The organism is Marinibacterium sp. SX1 (genome assembly GCF_050389775.1).
Classification (GTDB): Bacteria; Pseudomonadota; Alphaproteobacteria; order Rhodobacterales; family Rhodobacteraceae; genus Marinibacterium.
In genome coordinates this window covers 3,517,289-3,531,105 of sequence record NZ_CP177144.1, presented here as the reverse complement: position 1 = coordinate 3,531,105, position 13,817 = coordinate 3,517,289, and the positions used below count along the sequence as shown (strand labels likewise).

At 68.3% G+C, this 13,817-nt stretch carries 12 protein-coding genes; 3 read left to right on the top strand and 9 right to left on the bottom strand.

Features of this window, described 5'->3' with window-relative positions; translation table 11 throughout:
• Positions 1-31: 31 nt before the first annotated feature.
• The 3 genes from ACK3BB_RS15935 to ACK3BB_RS15925 are packed head-to-tail and all read right to left on the bottom strand — an operon-like array spanning position 32 to position 3,669.
• Positions 32-1,111, bottom strand: coding sequence for a DUF1513 domain-containing protein (locus tag ACK3BB_RS15935; RefSeq protein ID WP_428925622.1), 1,080 nt, complete (start codon positions 1,109-1,111; stop codon positions 32-34).
• A 2-nt stretch (positions 1,112-1,113) separates the two neighbouring features.
• Positions 1,114-2,112: an imelysin family protein gene (locus ACK3BB_RS15930; RefSeq protein ID WP_428925621.1), complete on the bottom strand. Its 999-nt coding sequence runs from the start codon at positions 2,110-2,112 to the stop codon at positions 1,114-1,116.
• Complete coding sequence (locus ACK3BB_RS15925) at positions 2,113-3,669, bottom strand: di-heme oxidoredictase family protein (RefSeq protein ID WP_428928754.1); 1,557 nt, start codon at positions 3,667-3,669, stop codon at positions 2,113-2,115. It lies immediately after the preceding gene.
• An 88-nt stretch (positions 3,670-3,757) separates the two neighbouring features.
• On the opposite strand from ACK3BB_RS15925, the gene ACK3BB_RS15920 reads away from it, so the two are divergent.
• Positions 3,758-4,195: a hypothetical protein gene (locus ACK3BB_RS15920; protein ID WP_428925620.1), complete on the top strand. Its 438-nt coding sequence runs from the start codon at positions 3,758-3,760 to the stop codon at positions 4,193-4,195.
• A gap of 337 nt (positions 4,196-4,532) precedes the next feature.
• Positions 4,533-5,003, top strand: a complete 471-nt coding sequence (locus ACK3BB_RS15915) for a Dps family protein (protein WP_428925619.1) — start codon at positions 4,533-4,535, stop codon at positions 5,001-5,003.
• 470 nt (positions 5,004-5,473) lie between these two features.
• Here the strand turns inward: ACK3BB_RS15915 and ACK3BB_RS15910 are convergent, their stop codons facing one another.
• The 6 genes from ACK3BB_RS15910 to ACK3BB_RS15885 all read right to left on the bottom strand — a co-directional run bounded on the left by ACK3BB_RS15910 (position 5,474) and on the right by ACK3BB_RS15885 (position 12,328).
• The gene (locus tag ACK3BB_RS15910; RefSeq protein WP_428925618.1) at positions 5,474-5,743 is read right to left on the bottom strand and encodes a DUF1289 domain-containing protein; all 270 of its coding nucleotides are present in this window, start codon (positions 5,741-5,743) and stop codon (positions 5,474-5,476) included.
• 69 nt (positions 5,744-5,812) lie between these two features.
• The gene (locus ACK3BB_RS15905) at positions 5,813-7,078 is read right to left on the bottom strand and encodes an imelysin family protein (protein WP_428925617.1); all 1,266 of its coding nucleotides are present in this window, start codon (positions 7,076-7,078) and stop codon (positions 5,813-5,815) included.
• Between the two features lie 456 nt (positions 7,079-7,534).
• The gene (locus ACK3BB_RS15900) at positions 7,535-8,563 is read right to left on the bottom strand and encodes a Fe(3+) ABC transporter substrate-binding protein (RefSeq protein ID WP_428925616.1); all 1,029 of its coding nucleotides are present in this window, start codon (positions 8,561-8,563) and stop codon (positions 7,535-7,537) included.
• Positions 8,564-8,681: 118 nt separating this feature from the next.
• Complete coding sequence (locus ACK3BB_RS15895) at positions 8,682-9,422, bottom strand: 4'-phosphopantetheinyl transferase family protein (RefSeq protein WP_428925615.1); 741 nt, start codon at positions 9,420-9,422, stop codon at positions 8,682-8,684.
• Between the two features lie 7 nt (positions 9,423-9,429).
• On the bottom strand, positions 9,430-11,715 hold the full coding sequence (locus ACK3BB_RS15890; protein WP_428925614.1) for a protein kinase domain-containing protein: 2,286 nt from the start codon (positions 11,713-11,715) through the stop codon (positions 9,430-9,432).
• Between the two features lie 34 nt (positions 11,716-11,749).
• On the bottom strand, positions 11,750-12,328 hold the full coding sequence (locus tag ACK3BB_RS15885; RefSeq protein WP_428925613.1) for an OmpA family protein: 579 nt from the start codon (positions 12,326-12,328) through the stop codon (positions 11,750-11,752).
• Positions 12,329-12,820: 492 nt separating this feature from the next.
• Here ACK3BB_RS15885 and ACK3BB_RS15880 point away from each other — a divergent pair, with 492 nt between their 5' ends.
• The gene (locus ACK3BB_RS15880) at positions 12,821-13,684 is read left to right on the top strand and encodes a M15 family metallopeptidase (protein WP_428925612.1); all 864 of its coding nucleotides are present in this window, start codon (positions 12,821-12,823) and stop codon (positions 13,682-13,684) included.
• Positions 13,685-13,817 lie beyond the last annotated feature (133 nt).

Genomic DNA, 13,817 nt, shown 5'->3' with positions numbered 1-13,817 from the left:
TTGGTCCAAGTACCCTGTTGGTCCGCCGCCTTCAGCGCGGCAGGGCGACAAGGTGATTGTCGAATGCCAGCGGATGGCGGGCCAGCGCCACCATGCCCGTCCGGCCGATCCGGCTGACCCGGCCCAGCCCGTCGGTGGCCAGCGCCCCCAGCGCCCCGGGGGCCACGCCACAGACATCGTCCTGCGGGATCTGGCTCTCGAACCCGGTCTCGGCGTCAAAGACCTGCAGCACGCTGCCCCGGGGCGAGGTCACGGCAATGCGCCGGTCGCCGTCAAAGAACGCCACCGACCCGGCATAGCCGTCCATCGCCATCAACCGCCCCTCGGGCACCGCCAGCAGGTCCAGCCCGCGCCCCGGGTGGAACACCGCCAGCAGCGGCGCCGGGTCGAACAGGTCGCCCTGCCACTGAAAGGCACATGCCACCCGCCCGTCACCGGCCGCCGAGATGTGGCGCAGGGAATTCCGGTGCAGCGCCGGGTCCAGCGCGGCCTGTTCCAGGATCTCGCCGGCCTCGGACAGGATCGTCAGGTTCGGGGCCATGTCCTCCAGGTTCAGCTTGTCGCGCCCGCTGTCGGGATGGGTGCGGATGCCGCCATTGGCCACGGCCAGCCGGGTCGTGCCGGGGATGCGCAGGATCTCGTGCGGGCCGATCCCGCCCGAGGCCACCTCGCCGATGCGCGCATAGCCGGCGTCGCGGTCCCAGATGCCGATCCGGCCCTCGCCGGTGGCATAGACATTCTCGGGCGTGTAAAGCCGCGTGCCATCGCGGGAAAAGGCGCCATGGCCATAGAAATGCCGGCCCTCTGGCGCCTCGATCCGGCTCAGCACGTCACCCGTGCGGCAATCCAGCACGATGCCATAGGTGCCCGGCCGCCGGGCGATGGCCACGGCCTCGGCCACGTGGGGATGGGCGGCGGCGGCATGGCCGCGCGCGGGCAGGGGGATGTCAAAGGCGATCTGGCCCTCGGTGTCCAGCCCGACCAGGGCGAAATCGCCCGCCGGGGTGCGGGCCGCGGCCAGGTAGGACGGCCCGCCGGCCGCCGCCCAGCCGGTCGTGGCCAGCGAGGTGGCCGCAATCAGCGAGCCCAGAAACGTGCGGCGATCAGGCATGGTCAGTCTCCGTCCAAAGCGTTGAACCCGGCCGACACCCCCAGCGCGCTGCCGATCTCGGTGCCCAGCTCGGTCTGGATGTCGCGGATCTCCTGGACCAGCGATTCCACCCGGAAGCGCTCCATCGGATCGGCCACCCCGGCAAAGACCGGGTCGTCCAGCTCGGCCGCGCGCCTCCGGGCGGCGGCAAAGGCCACCTCGGTGCGCGGGGTGGGATCGTCGGCCAGGGTGCGCGCCATCTCCTGCAGGGCGGCCAGCGACAATTCGACATTGCGCTGGCTGCGCCCGGCCAGCCGGGCCTCGGCCCGGTTCGGGCGCGGCCGGTCAAAGCTGCCCAGGGGCCGGCCCAACCGCTGGTCACGGGTGAATTCCAGCCCGCCCAGCAGCGCCGTATAGGCCTTGCGCGCGGCATCGGCCTGGCTGGGATAGACCGGGTTCTCCGGCCCCGGCCGGGTCAGGATCTCGGCATAGCCCTGCCAGGCCTCGTCCAGCATCAGTGCCGTGTCGGCCAGCCCGCCGGCAATCGCCGTGGTCAGCGCGCAGGTATAGGCATCAGCGGTAAAGGCCGGATCGTACAGCAGCCGTTCCAGGGCAAAGAGCCCCTGCGCCGCGATCGACACCTCGCGATAGGCCGCCCGGTCATAGGCCACCGGGTCTTCATCGGCGATCAGCCCGAGCAGGGCCTTGCCCGTGCGGTTCTTGGGATCGGGCCAATAGGCCACGGCCAGGCCCAGGTTCAGCTGTTCGATCGGCCCGAACTGGATATGGCTGATACCCATCCAGGCGTCAAAGGCCTGCTGGTAGGCCGCCCGGGTCTCGTCGCCCAGGCAATCGGCGGCGGCGGTTTCGGCCAGCGCGGCGGTGTCTTCGGCAAAGGCATGATGGCCGGGCAGGATATGGCCGGCGGTCAGCTCTTCCAGCCCGGCCAGCGCCGGCCCGGCCACCAGGGCCAGCGGCAGGAACGGGGCGGTGAGGGTTGCCATCAGGCGGGGGATCTTCATTCAGAGGCTCTCCAGGAAACGGACGAGGGCGTCACGGTCGGGCTTGGCCATGCCGATCACGGCCTGTTTCTGCGGCTCGGCCTCGCCGCCATGCCACAGGATCGCCTCCATAAGCGACCGCGCCCGCCCGTCATGCAGGAAATAGCTGTGGCCCGACACGGTTTCGGTCAGCCCGATGCCCCAGAGCGGCGGCGTGCGCCATTCCCGGCCGGTGGCCCGGGCCTCGGGCCGGTTGTCGGCCAGACCGGGGCCCATGTCATGCAGCAACATGTCGGAATAGGGCCAGATCAGCTGAAAGCTCTGCTCGGGCTGGTTTTCCAGCCGGTGGGTCACGAACTTGGGCGTGTGGCAGGCGATGCAGCCGGTGTCATAGAACACCTGCTTGCCGCGCAGCACCTGCGGATCGTCCACCGCCCCGCGTTCGGGCACGCCGAGGTTGCGCGAATAGAACGACACCAGCTCCAGCCCGTCCTCGCCGATCTCGACCCCGCCGGTATCGGCGTCATTGCCATCGGGCGCGCCCATGCAGGCGGTCTGGGCGGCGGTGCAATCGCCGGCGCCAAAGGGCAGCAGGCTGGTGGATATGCCGATGTCGCCCGAAAACGCCGCGGCCGATTGCTCGCGGATCGAAGGCTGGCCGGCCTTCAGCCCGAACCGGCCAAGCATCGGCCGGTCATGGTCAAGCGACCAGACGATGTTGGGCCGGCCGGAAATGCCGTCGCCATCGGCATCGTCGGGATCGGCCAGGGCCAGGATATCGGCCGCCGGAATGGCATCCAGCAGGCCCAGCCCGATCATCTGCGGGGCGATCCGCGCGCTGGCCATCAGGTCGTCGCGCATCGGGCCATAGCCCGGATCGGCCAGGGTCAGCGTCGGGCGGCGCAGGCTGATCGTCTCGCCCCCGGCGAGGGTAATCGGCTCTTCGTCATAGGTGATCTGTACCCGGGCCTCGGCGGCATGGCCGGCAATGCCGAAATCCTGCAGCTGGCCGCCATAGACCGGGTCGGGCATGTCGGCCAGGTAGCCTTCGATCGCCGGCACCGGGGCCAGCCCGTCATGGGGCACCGACAGGCGCACCAGCATCGACACGGCCGAATCGTCGGGGCTTTCGGGCGGGTGGCCGCGCCCGTCCTTGAGGTGGCAGCGCTGGCAGGACCGGGCATTGTAGAGCGGGCCCAGCCCGTCGGAGGCCAGCGTCGACGACGGCGCCGAGACCCAGAGCTTCTTGAAGAGCCCGTTGCCGACGCGGAAATCCAGCTCGCGTTCAAAGGACATGTTGGCCGAAGGCTGGCTGAAGGCCTCGGAGGTATCGCGCCGGCGGACCGAGGCCGCGCCGCCCTGCTTGGTCTCATAGGTCTCGGGGGTGGTGAAATCGCCGGTCGGGCGGGTCACGGCATCGATGCGGGCCTGTTCGGCCTCCGTGCGCGGCACGATGACGACATGCGGATCGTCCAGGGCATGCCCCTGCGCGGCCAGCGGGCCGGAGAGAAGCGGCCCGGCAAGGGCAACGGCGATGGCGGTAAAGGGCAGGTATTTCACGGGCTGACAGCTTATCATTGCTTTTGGCACGGATTTCTTATCTTTATGGTCGGGAAAGGGAAAGGCGAGACCTTTCCGCGGGATCACGGGTCAACGAGGCTGCGGCATGGTGCCACTTCGCATAGTAAGGGACGATCTGGGCTGGGAAGATGCGGCCTGTCCGCCCATGGCCGAGCCGGGGCCGGCGCTGCGCGGCTTTCTCGACCGGCTGCGCTGGGTGGCCTTGGGCTGCCGGGCGGCGGCGCGTGTCGACCTGTTCGAAGCCTGTGCCGTGCTGTCGTCGGACCGCCACGTGGCCGATACGGCCCATGCCGAGGTCCTTGTGAAGGGCATGTCGCAAGCCATTGGAAAGCCTGCGGTTTTCTACCGCCCTGGCGTGGCCGAGATTTCCTTTGACGAGGCCTGGATCCTGCGGATCGTTGTGGCGATGGACGGGGGCGACGATGCCAGCCTGCTGTTCCTCTTGCGCTCGCGGGTCCATCCCGCGGCCTGCCGCAACCTGGGCTTTCTGCTGCGCAACGCCCGCGACCGGCTGGCCGTCTGACCGGCCGCCAAGGCCTGCCGCGGCGGGCGTGAAACGGGGCGCGGGCCCCATGCTCAAATCATCGTGACAAGCTGGATTGCGGGTGCCCGGAGGGGCGGCCTCAGCCTGCGGTTGCTAGGCGGGTCGTGCAGGCGGATGCCTGAGTGTTTCCGTCGGTCCGGGTGTGGTTAATGTTGACTAATGCGCTCGGTAAAGGCCCGGAATTCCGACGAAATTTCTTAGGATTAGAATTATTCTAAAAAGGTCTTGGCAAATCCTGCGGCGTTGTTATGTAGGGGTCAACGGACGAGCCGATGCGCAGCCAGTCCACCGCTTCCCCCAATACGAGGATCAGGAAATGACCCAGACCGCCGCAGCCCTGTCGACCGATGCCAAAGCCCAGATCGTCGAGGCCCTGAACCAGTCGGTTGCCGAAACCGCCGTGACCACCATGCTGGCCCAGAACTTTCACTGGAACGTCACGGGCATGGGTTTTGCCCCGCTGCACCACCTGTTCGAAGAAATCTACGAAGACCATTTCGCGGCCCAGGACGAGCTGGCCGAGCGCGTGAAGATCCTGGGCGGGTTCGCCGAAGGCACGCTGGCCGGCATGCTGAAACGGTCGAAAGTGGCCGAGCATGAAGGCACGGCCACAGCGCGCGAGATGATCGAAACCATGCTGGCCGCCCAGGAAACCCTGGCCGCCACCGTGGCCGGCGCCGGTGAACTGGCCGCCGGGCATGGCGACGCGCTGACCGAGGACCTGTGCATCGCACGCGGTCAGAAACACGAGAAATTCGCCTGGTTCCTGCGCGCCCACCTGGGCTGAGCCGGACGGGCGGGCGGCCCTGCTGATCCATGCCGGCCGGTTTTCGGGCCGGGCGGGAAAGGGGCGGTCGCCGGGGTGATGTCAGGGGGGTGCCCAGGGCATTGCCGACACAGATGCCGGGCCGTGAACATGGCCCGCGACGGGCAAGCGGCGGGCCAGCCACCGGGACGGTCGCCAGATCGCCGCACCCGTGCTAGACAGATCTTCCGGGGCCGTTCGCGGCCCCGGTCGGAAGGTCCCCAGGAACGCAGCCAGGTTTCCCAACCACGCAGCCAGGATCCACCCAGCCACGGACGACGGTCCCTACACCGTCCCGCAGCCAGGCAGGCCCAGCCACGCAGTCAGGTCACCCCGCAACGTCCCCAGGTACTTCGTTTCCGGTGCGGCGTCCGAGTGTCTCGGGCGCCGCATTTCGTTTCGGACCCTCGTGGCCCTTGCGTCCAGCGGTAGGATGGGTGCGTGCACCCATCCTACGGGTTGGCGCCGCGCAGCCGGTCGGGGCTGATCAGCGGCCTGGTCTTCTTCTTCGCACAGCGCCGCAGGTAGGCCGGCGCCCAGTGCAGGTAACGCCCCATCCGCAGCTGCTGGTCGATCAGCAGGGCCACGAAGGCGCGGCGGTGCTTGTCCTTCTTGAGCGTCTTGAACAGGGACTTCTGGTCCTTGGTCATCGAACAGCCGATGCAATGGCCCGCGCGCTTGAACTTGCACACGCCGATGCAGGGGCTGGCCGGTTTGCTCATCTTGCGCACCTCGTGTCGGGGCGGGCGACCCGGGCCGCCCGGCCCCCTGACGGGACCGTCGGGCCGGTGTTACTGGAACACGGCGTCGGGGTTGTCGAGGCTGTCGGAGCCTTCGAAATCGATCTGGTCGACCCCCAGCGCGGCCACGGCCCGTTCGATCGAGGCGGTCTGGTCGACCAGCGCGTTGACCGCGCCCATGATCAGGGCTTCGCCCTTGTCGTTGCCCCGTTCCAGCATCATGTCATAGGAGAACCCGGCCTCGGCCGCGGTCTTCATTTCCGACATTTCCATCATCGTCGCGTCCAGCTTGGCCTTCAGCTCGGCATCGACGCCGGCATCGGCCTCGGCCACCAGCGACGACAGCGACGCGCCGGTCACCACGGTGCCATCGACCCGGGTATAAGCGCCCAGGTAGACATTCCGCACGCCCAGGGCATCGTAGAAATGGCTGTTGTAGGTGTTGTCCGAGAAGCAATCATGCTCTTCCTCGGGATCGTTCAGCATGACGCCCAGCTTCATCCGTTCGCCGGCCTGTTCGCCGTAGGACAGCGAGCCCATGCCCGTCAGCATGGCCGAGATCCCGGCGTCTTCGTCGGCCAGCACGGTGGCCCGGGCCTCGCCGCCTTCGGCCCATTGGCCGGTGATCCATTCCAGGTCCGAGACCAGCAGGTCGGTCGCGGCCTTGAGATAGGCGCCACGGCGGTCGCAATTGCCGCCGGTGCAGGCGTCACCCGTGGCATAATCGGTCCAGGGCCGGTTGCCCGCGCCATATTCGGTGCCGTTCAGGTCCTGGCCCCAGAGCAGGAATTCCACGGCGTGATAGCCCGTGGCCACGTTCGATTCGACCTCGTCGGCCTCGTGCAGCGCGCCTTCGAGCAGTTCGGGCGTGATCTCGGTGGCATCGATCTCTTCGCCCGACAGGGTGAAGGTCGGGTTGGCGATGACGTTGAGCACGGCATATTCGTTCTCTTCGGTCGCCCCGCCATAGGTCGCATCGACGTAATCGATCAGGCCTTCGTCGAGCGGCCAGGCGTTCACCTTGCCTTCCCAATCGTCGACGATGGCATTGCCGAAGCGGTAGACCTCGGTCTGCTGGTAGGGCACGCGGGCTTCGAGCCAGGCCTGTTTCGCGGCCTGCAGGGTTTCGGCCGACGGCTCGGCGATCAGCGCGTCAACGGCGGCCTGCAGGGCCTTGGCCGTGATCAGGCTGTCCTCGTAGCCGGCATGGGCGATGTCGGCATAGGTCGTCAGCACATCGCTCTTGGAGGTCTGTGCAAAGGCCGGCACGGCGGTCAGCGCGGTGGTGCCCAGGATGGCGAGGGTCTTGAAGTTCATGGGTGGCTGTCCCTTGTCATGGCAAGCGGCCCGGCCAGGGACCCCGTTGCGCGGGCCTTGGCGAAGGGCTGCGAATTGTGCCGGAATGTTGAGTTAACTAGTCGGGTAAGTCAATCCCGATTGTTTGCGTCGGATATTGTTTGGCCGGGAAATTCGCGTGATGGGGGCGTATCTTACGTCGACCGTGGGCTGGCCGGTGGCGGTGTTTGGATGGGGCAAGGGGGCCACCGAGCACCCGAAGGACCGGTATGCATGATCCGGCATGTGGGGCGGCGCGCGACATCCGGCAGGCGACACAGGCCGATGCGCGTGGCCATCAGAATGTCTCAGGGCCAAGCCGCTCCCCGAAGGGGCCGGTCGGAATGACAGAGCGCCGGACGGGCGGCGCGGGGGCGCGCGGCCGGGCAGGCCGCACGCCCGTTCCGGCCCGGGTGCGGGACCCGGGCCGGGGCAGGATCACTTCCAGCCGATCTCGTTGTAGATCCGCAGGGCGGCGGGCAGGTGGCCGGCCACGTCGGACAGATCGACATCATCGGGCTTGAAGAAGCCAAGCGCGGCGACCGACGGGCTGAGGCCCACGCCCGGCACGGCCGGGTATTCGTCGTTGCCGGCCGAGAAGTACTTCTGGGCCTGGTCGGAGGCCAGGTATTCCAGGAACAGGATGGCGTTCTCGCGGTTCGGGGCATTGGCGGCAACGCCGGCGCCCGACAGGTTCATGTGTGCGCCATTGCCGGCCTGGTCGGGGAAGACCCAGCCGATCTGGTCCATGGCTTCGGTCACGCCCTTCACGTCGGTGCGGATGGCCCGGCCGAAGTAATAGGTGTTCGACAGCACGATGTCGCATTCGCCCGACACGATGCCCCGCAGCTGGTCGGTGTCACCGCCCTGGGGATCGCGGGCGAAATTGGCCAGCACGCCCTCGGCCCAGGCCTTGGCCGCTTCTTCGCCCTCGTGGGCGATGACCGAGGCCAGCAGGGTCTGCATGTAGACATTGGTCGAGGACCGGATGCAGATCATGCCCTTGTACTCGGGGTTCGCCAGGTCGGCATAGGTGGCCGGCGGGTGGGGCACGTCGTTCTTGTCGTAGAAGATGATCCGCGCGCGCTGCGAGAAGCCGAACCACTGGTTCTCGTCATCCTGCAGGTAGCCCGGGATGCGGCGTTCCAGCACGTCGCTGTCGATGGTCTGCAGCACGCCGGCTTCCTTGGCGCGGGTCAGCCGCGAGGTGTCGACGGTGATCAGCACGTCGGCCGGCGAGTTCTGGCCCTCGGCTTCCATGCGCGCGATCAGCTCGTCGGCATTGCCTTCGATGCGGTTCACGCGGATGCCCGTGGCCTCTTCGAAATCGGAATACAGCGCCTCGTCGGTGTCGTAATGGCGCGAGGAATAGAGGTTTACTTCACCTTCGGCCCATAGCGCGGCCGGAGCGGCCGTCACGGCAAGCGCAATCGCGGCGGTGGCCGCCTTGAGGGGGGATGTCGGCATGGGTCTCTCCCGTTACGTGACCCGGCCTGGGTGCCGGGCCTTCCTTCCGTTGTGCGTTCTTTCCTTATTGTTTTGGTAAAGTAACGCGCCGTCACAACTAGCGGCTGTGGAGAGGCTGTCAAGTCACAACGGGGTGGGCCTGGTTCAGCGGCGTGCCGAGCAGCGGAAGACGGCCTTCGCGGATCGAGATCGGCCCCAGCGGGGCGCCATGGGTCACGGCGGCCACGGCACCGCAGAACCCCGGGCCGGTGTCGAGATTGACCAGCGCCCAGTCGGGCGCCGGGGGCAGGGGGCCGCGGCTGTGGATCACCCGGGCGGGCAGGTCGGGCAGCAGCGAGACATCGAAACTGTGCAGATCGACGCTCAGCCCCGCGCCGGTGGCCTTGATCACGGCTTCCTTGCGGGTCCAGCCGTTGAAGAACCCGCGCATCCAACCCTGGGGCAGCAGGCGGCGCATCTCGGCCTGTTCCAGCGGCGAGAAGGCCTTGACCGCCACGGCCGGGTTGATCGGGCGCATGGCCTCGATGTCGACGCCGATCTCCAGCGTTTCGTTGTCGGGCGCCACGACCAGCGCGGCCCAGCCGCCGGCATGGCTGAGGTTGAAGGCCGGCCCGTCGCGCAAGACCGGCTTGCCCCGGCCGCGTTCGCGGAATTGCAGCAGGCCGGGGGCCTGGCCGGTATAGCCGGCCAGGATCTGGCGCATCCGCCCGCGGCCGACGGCAAAGCGGGTGCGGTCGGTGGGCTTGATGAAGCTCTGCGCGCGCAGGCGCTCGGCATCCGACAGCGGCCAGGTCAGTTCGTGAACCGCCTCGGGGCCCCGGTCGAGGTGCCACAGCCAGAGATCGACATGGATCGACACGGCCCGTTCACGGCGCCTGCGTGACCAGCAGGCGGCGGTCCATCGACTGGATCAGGGCCTGGTTCGTCTCGGCATGGCGCTGCAGGGCCTCGGCATATCCTTCGGCCGATTCCTCCATCGGGCGCAGCCCGTCGAACAGCGGTTCGGTGGAATGGATGGCCACGACCTCGGACTTGCCAAGCGAATTGTCCTGGACGGTGAAGACCAGCCGCTGTTCCTGGCGGTCGGGATCCACGGGAAAGGCCACGCGCACGGGCACCGGCCCGTCGCGGCCGGCGCGCAGGCTGGCCACGTCGTTGTCTTCGAGCATGAGGTTGGGCAGCAGGTGATAGACCTTGCCCGAGACATCCATGACCGAGACCGACAGGAAGCCGTCGGTCATGTCGGCGGGGATGACAACGTCGATCACCGGGTTCTCGCCGACCAGGAAATTGTCGGACGGGTTGGGCGCGCCGGTCTCGCCGATCGTATAGTCGAAGCCCACGCCGCCGGGCGGGGCATCGGGCAGGTGATCGTCGAGCAGGCACAGCGTGTGGTTGCGCACGTCGAGATCGAGCACGACGGGCCGGTCGCCGGCCACGGCGCGCAGGGCGTCGAACAGCCCGACGCGGGTGGCTGTTTCGGCCACGCGGCCCTGCACGGTCAGCCCGTCATCGGGGCCGAACCCGGCCGGCCCGGCGCCCGACAGGCTCAGCGGTCCGCAATCGGCCATGTCGCGCAGGATCTCGCGCACGGCGGCGGGATCGAGGAAGATGTCGCGCAGGGCAATGTCGACGGTGCCATCCAGCGCCCCGGGCAGGCCCTCGGCAAAGGCCGCCTCGACCCGGCCTTCGACCTCGGGATCGGCGGTGTCGCCGGTGATCGACACATGCGCCCCGTCAGCGGCCAACTGCCAGCTGTCGAGCGGCGCCAGAAGGTCCATCGCGGCGAGGATATCGCTGTCCCAGCTGGCCGGGATGTCGCCCGAGGACAGGGTCAGGTCGGCGCTGCCGCCCTGGGCGGTAAAACCCTCGGCCAGCTGGTCGCGCATCTCTTCGCCGGGCACGTGGCCGATGGCCGTGGGCGCGCCTTCGGCCGGGTGGGTCAGGACCAGCGTATAGGGATTGGCCGGCGGGAAGGCCGGGCCAAGCAGCCCGTCCAGCGCGCCCGTCACATAGGCCCCCGCGGCGGCGGCCGACACGACAACCAGCGCCCCGGCGGCCATCAGCCCGCCCCGCCCACGCCGCGCCGGGGCGGGCGCTGGTGCGGCCTGTGCACCCGGCGCGGGGGGCGATGCGCCGGGCCCACCGGTAGCGGGGGGCGTCGAGGTGCCGGGCGATGTGGTGGTCGACATGCCGGTCGCAGAGACCGGCTGGCCCATGGCCGGGGCCGGCTCGGCCAGGGCGATCTCGGGTTCGGCCACTGGCGGGGCGACCAGCGCCGAAGGCGCGCCGGTGGGAATGATCGTGGCCTCGTCCAGCAGCGCATCCTCGGGCGCATCGAGGAAATCCAGCACCGCGCGGGCCGAGGCAAAGCGGTGATCGGGTTCGGGCGCGGTCATCCGGTCGATCAGGCTTTTCAGCGGTTCGGGCACGCCCGACGTATCCAGCGGCCGGGTCTTGGACTGGATGATCTCCATCGGGTTGTTGCCCAGCCGGGGCGGCGCGCCCCGGAAATTGGCCAGGAGCAGCGCGCCCAGCGAATAGAGATCGGTGCGCGCGTCGGTCCGGCCATGCAATTGCTCGGGCGCGGCATAGGCATACTTGCCCGCGAACTCGTTGCCCACGATGGTCTGCGCGCCGGGGTTGGTGTCCTTGGCAATGCCGAAATCGATGATCACGGCCTGGGCCGGGTCGCCATCGCGCAGGATGATGTTGTCGGGGCTGAGATCGCGGTGCACGATGTGGCGGGCATGGGCGGCCTCCAGCCCCTGGGCCACCCGCCGGCAGATCACCAGCAGGTCGTCGGCCGACATCGGCCCGTCGCGCATCCGTGCATCCAGCCCCGGCCCGTCGACGTAATCCATCAGCAGATAGACCCGCCCGTCGCTCATGCGGTGGTTTTCGGAATAGCGCACAACGGCGTCGTGGCGCACCTCGCGGATCTCTTCCTCGCGGCGCAGCAGGATCAGGTAATCGTCATTGGTCGAGAATTCGGCCTTGAGCACCTTGATGGCCATGGGCCGTTCGGAAATCACGTTCCGGGCCTTGTAGACATCCGAAGTGCCGCCCCGGCCCAGCAATGCTTCGATCCGGTAGGTGTTGTTGATCACGTCGCCGGGTTGAAAGGCATCGGCGGGCCGGGATTGGGTCATGCGTCGTCGTTCCGCCCTGGGGCAGGGCCCGGCCTTAGCCGAGCGCCTGGAATTCGACCCGGCGGTTTTCATCCGCCCGCGGGTTGTCGGCGTTGAACGGCGCGGTTTCCCCCATGCCGATGGCCTTCAGGCGGGTGTCTTCGATCCCGCAATCGTTGATCAGGTGGCGCTTGACCTCTTCGGCCCGCAGCAGGGACAGCCGTTCGTTGTAGGACGCCTTGCCCGAGCTGTCGGTGTGGCCGATGATCTGGAACACCGCCACGTCGACCGATTTCATCGCTTCGCAAAGCTGGCCCAGCTTGACCTTCTGGTCGGGCCGGATCGCCGCGCTGTCGTAATCGAAGGCGATCTGGATGTTGACCTGGTCCTCGCGGGCGACCTCGTTGTATTCGCCCGCCGCGGCGGCGGTCACGGCGGCCTCTTCGACGGCATCGTCGGTGGCCCCGCCGGTTGCCGGCACGATGACCAGCCCGCGTGTCTTCTGTTTCTGGAACGCCTCGGAAATCTCTTCGGCGGTCATTTCCGTCCCGGCCGATTGCGCAACGGCCGGGGCCGCCAGCGCGGCAAAACCGGCGACAAGGGGAACGGACAGGCAGGCAATAATGCGGCTCATGGAAGAACCCTCCTATAAACAAATGAAATGAAAAGCAGTCTTATTGGCAGTGAACGTAACGGAATGCGGGCGCGGTCTCAACGGTTTTGGCCGGGTGTTGCCCGCGCAATATGGCGCAAATCGCGCCCATATGCGGGGCTGGCGGATCATGGTCGCGATGGTGGATGGGGGTGCGGGGTGGCCCGGGGATCGCGGCGATGAATGGGCCAAGCTCCGCAAGGTGCAGGCCAGGGATCGCGTCGGGGTGGGGGAAAAGGTCCGGTCAGCACCGCCCCGGGTGCGGGTCTGGCGGTTGCCCAGGCCACGCGATGTGCGGGTCGGGGCGCGGGCCGATGTCCGGACCGGGCGCGGCAAAAGGGAATTGGCAAAGCCCCGGCAAAGCTGCTTAACTCGACGCGCTGCGGGCGGCCGGGCGAGGCCGGGCGACACGGGGCCCGCCGGCGGGCCACCGGCGGCACGAGGGCATCGAGACAGGGACGGGACCGGGCGATCATGCGACTTGTACCGGCGATCATCATTGCCGTGGCGCTGATCCTGGCGCCGGTCATCTGGGTGGGCACGACCTACCTGCTGCAATCCGGCCAGGGCGGGGGCGACGGCTTTGGCGCCTCGGCCGTCGATTCCGGCGCGCGGATCGAGCTGGAGCGCATGCGCCAGCAGCTGGAAGACGTGCAGGCCCGGATGGAACGTCTGGAACAGGAACTGTCCTCGGCCATTGCCACGCTGCAACGCCCGGTGACCCCGCCCGGCGACGGTGACGGGTTCGACGACGGGTTCCGGCCCGACACCGGGGCCGACAACGATATCCTCGACGCCTATGCCCAGGTCGTGCTGATCGCCGACCGGCGCAACGTGAACAGGGGGTTGCAGGTGGCCGGGCCGGATTACCTCGAAGCGCGGCTGGGCCGTCCGCGCGAGGTGCTCAGCGACAGCTGCGAGGAGATGACCAATGTCAGCCTGGCCTCGAAGCTGGTGACCGAACAGGTCGGGCCGATCCGCGTGCGCATGCTGCAACCGGCCATCGAGTCGCTGCGCCGGGTCTTCGAGAACGTGCGCCAGACCGATCCCGATCTCTATGCCCGGATCAACACGGCCGGGGCGCTCTGCGTGCGGCGCATCCGGGGCACCCAGAACCGGCTGTCGACCCATTCCTACGGGCTGGCCGTCGATCTCAACATCGATGGCCGGCTGGATACGCTGGGCGACGGGCGCACCCAGCTGGGCCTGACCATCCTGGCCGATTTCTTCCATGCCGAAGGCTGGGTCTGGGGCGCAGCCTTCGGGCGCGAGGACAGCATGCATTTCGAGATCAGCCGCCGCCAGCTGGATGAATGGCTGGATGCCGGGTTGCTGTAGGGCGGGCCTCTGGCCCGCCGCCACCTTGGCCATGCCACGCGGTGGGCGGGGCAGCATCGGGACGGTCCGCAAGCGGCCGGGTGGCCGGGCGCGGGGCATCCGCCCGATCGTTGCTCTGCTGATCCCCGCGCCG

Excerpts from the sequence above, each read along its gene's own strand:
- ACK3BB_RS15915 (WP_428925619.1), top strand. The coding sequence starts at position 4,533 with ATGACCCAGACCGCCGCAGCCCTGTCGACCGATGCCAAAGCCCAGATC.
- ACK3BB_RS15885 (WP_428925613.1), bottom strand. The coding sequence starts at position 12,328 with ATGAGCCGCATTATTGCCTGCCTGTCCGTTCCCCTTGTCGCCGGTTTT.
- ACK3BB_RS15900 (WP_428925616.1), bottom strand. The coding sequence starts at position 8,563 with ATGCCGACATCCCCCCTCAAGGCGGCCACCGCCGCGATTGCGCTTGCC.
- ACK3BB_RS15890 (WP_428925614.1), bottom strand. The coding sequence starts at position 11,715 with ATGACCCAATCCCGGCCCGCCGATGCCTTTCAACCCGGCGACGTGATC.
- ACK3BB_RS15910 (WP_428925618.1), bottom strand. The coding sequence starts at position 5,743 with ATGAGCAAACCGGCCAGCCCCTGCATCGGCGTGTGCAAGTTCAAGCGC.
- ACK3BB_RS15925 (WP_428928754.1), bottom strand. The coding sequence starts at position 3,669 with ATGATAAGCTGTCAGCCCGTGAAATACCTGCCCTTTACCGCCATCGCC.
- ACK3BB_RS15935 (WP_428925622.1), bottom strand. The coding sequence starts at position 1,111 with ATGCCTGATCGCCGCACGTTTCTGGGCTCGCTGATTGCGGCCACCTCG.
- ACK3BB_RS15920 (WP_428925620.1), top strand. The coding sequence starts at position 3,758 with ATGGTGCCACTTCGCATAGTAAGGGACGATCTGGGCTGGGAAGATGCG.
- ACK3BB_RS15905 (WP_428925617.1), bottom strand. The coding sequence starts at position 7,078 with ATGAACTTCAAGACCCTCGCCATCCTGGGCACCACCGCGCTGACCGCC.
- ACK3BB_RS15880 (WP_428925612.1), top strand. The coding sequence starts at position 12,821 with ATGCGACTTGTACCGGCGATCATCATTGCCGTGGCGCTGATCCTGGCG.
- ACK3BB_RS15930 (WP_428925621.1), bottom strand. The coding sequence starts at position 2,112 with ATGAAGATCCCCCGCCTGATGGCAACCCTCACCGCCCCGTTCCTGCCG.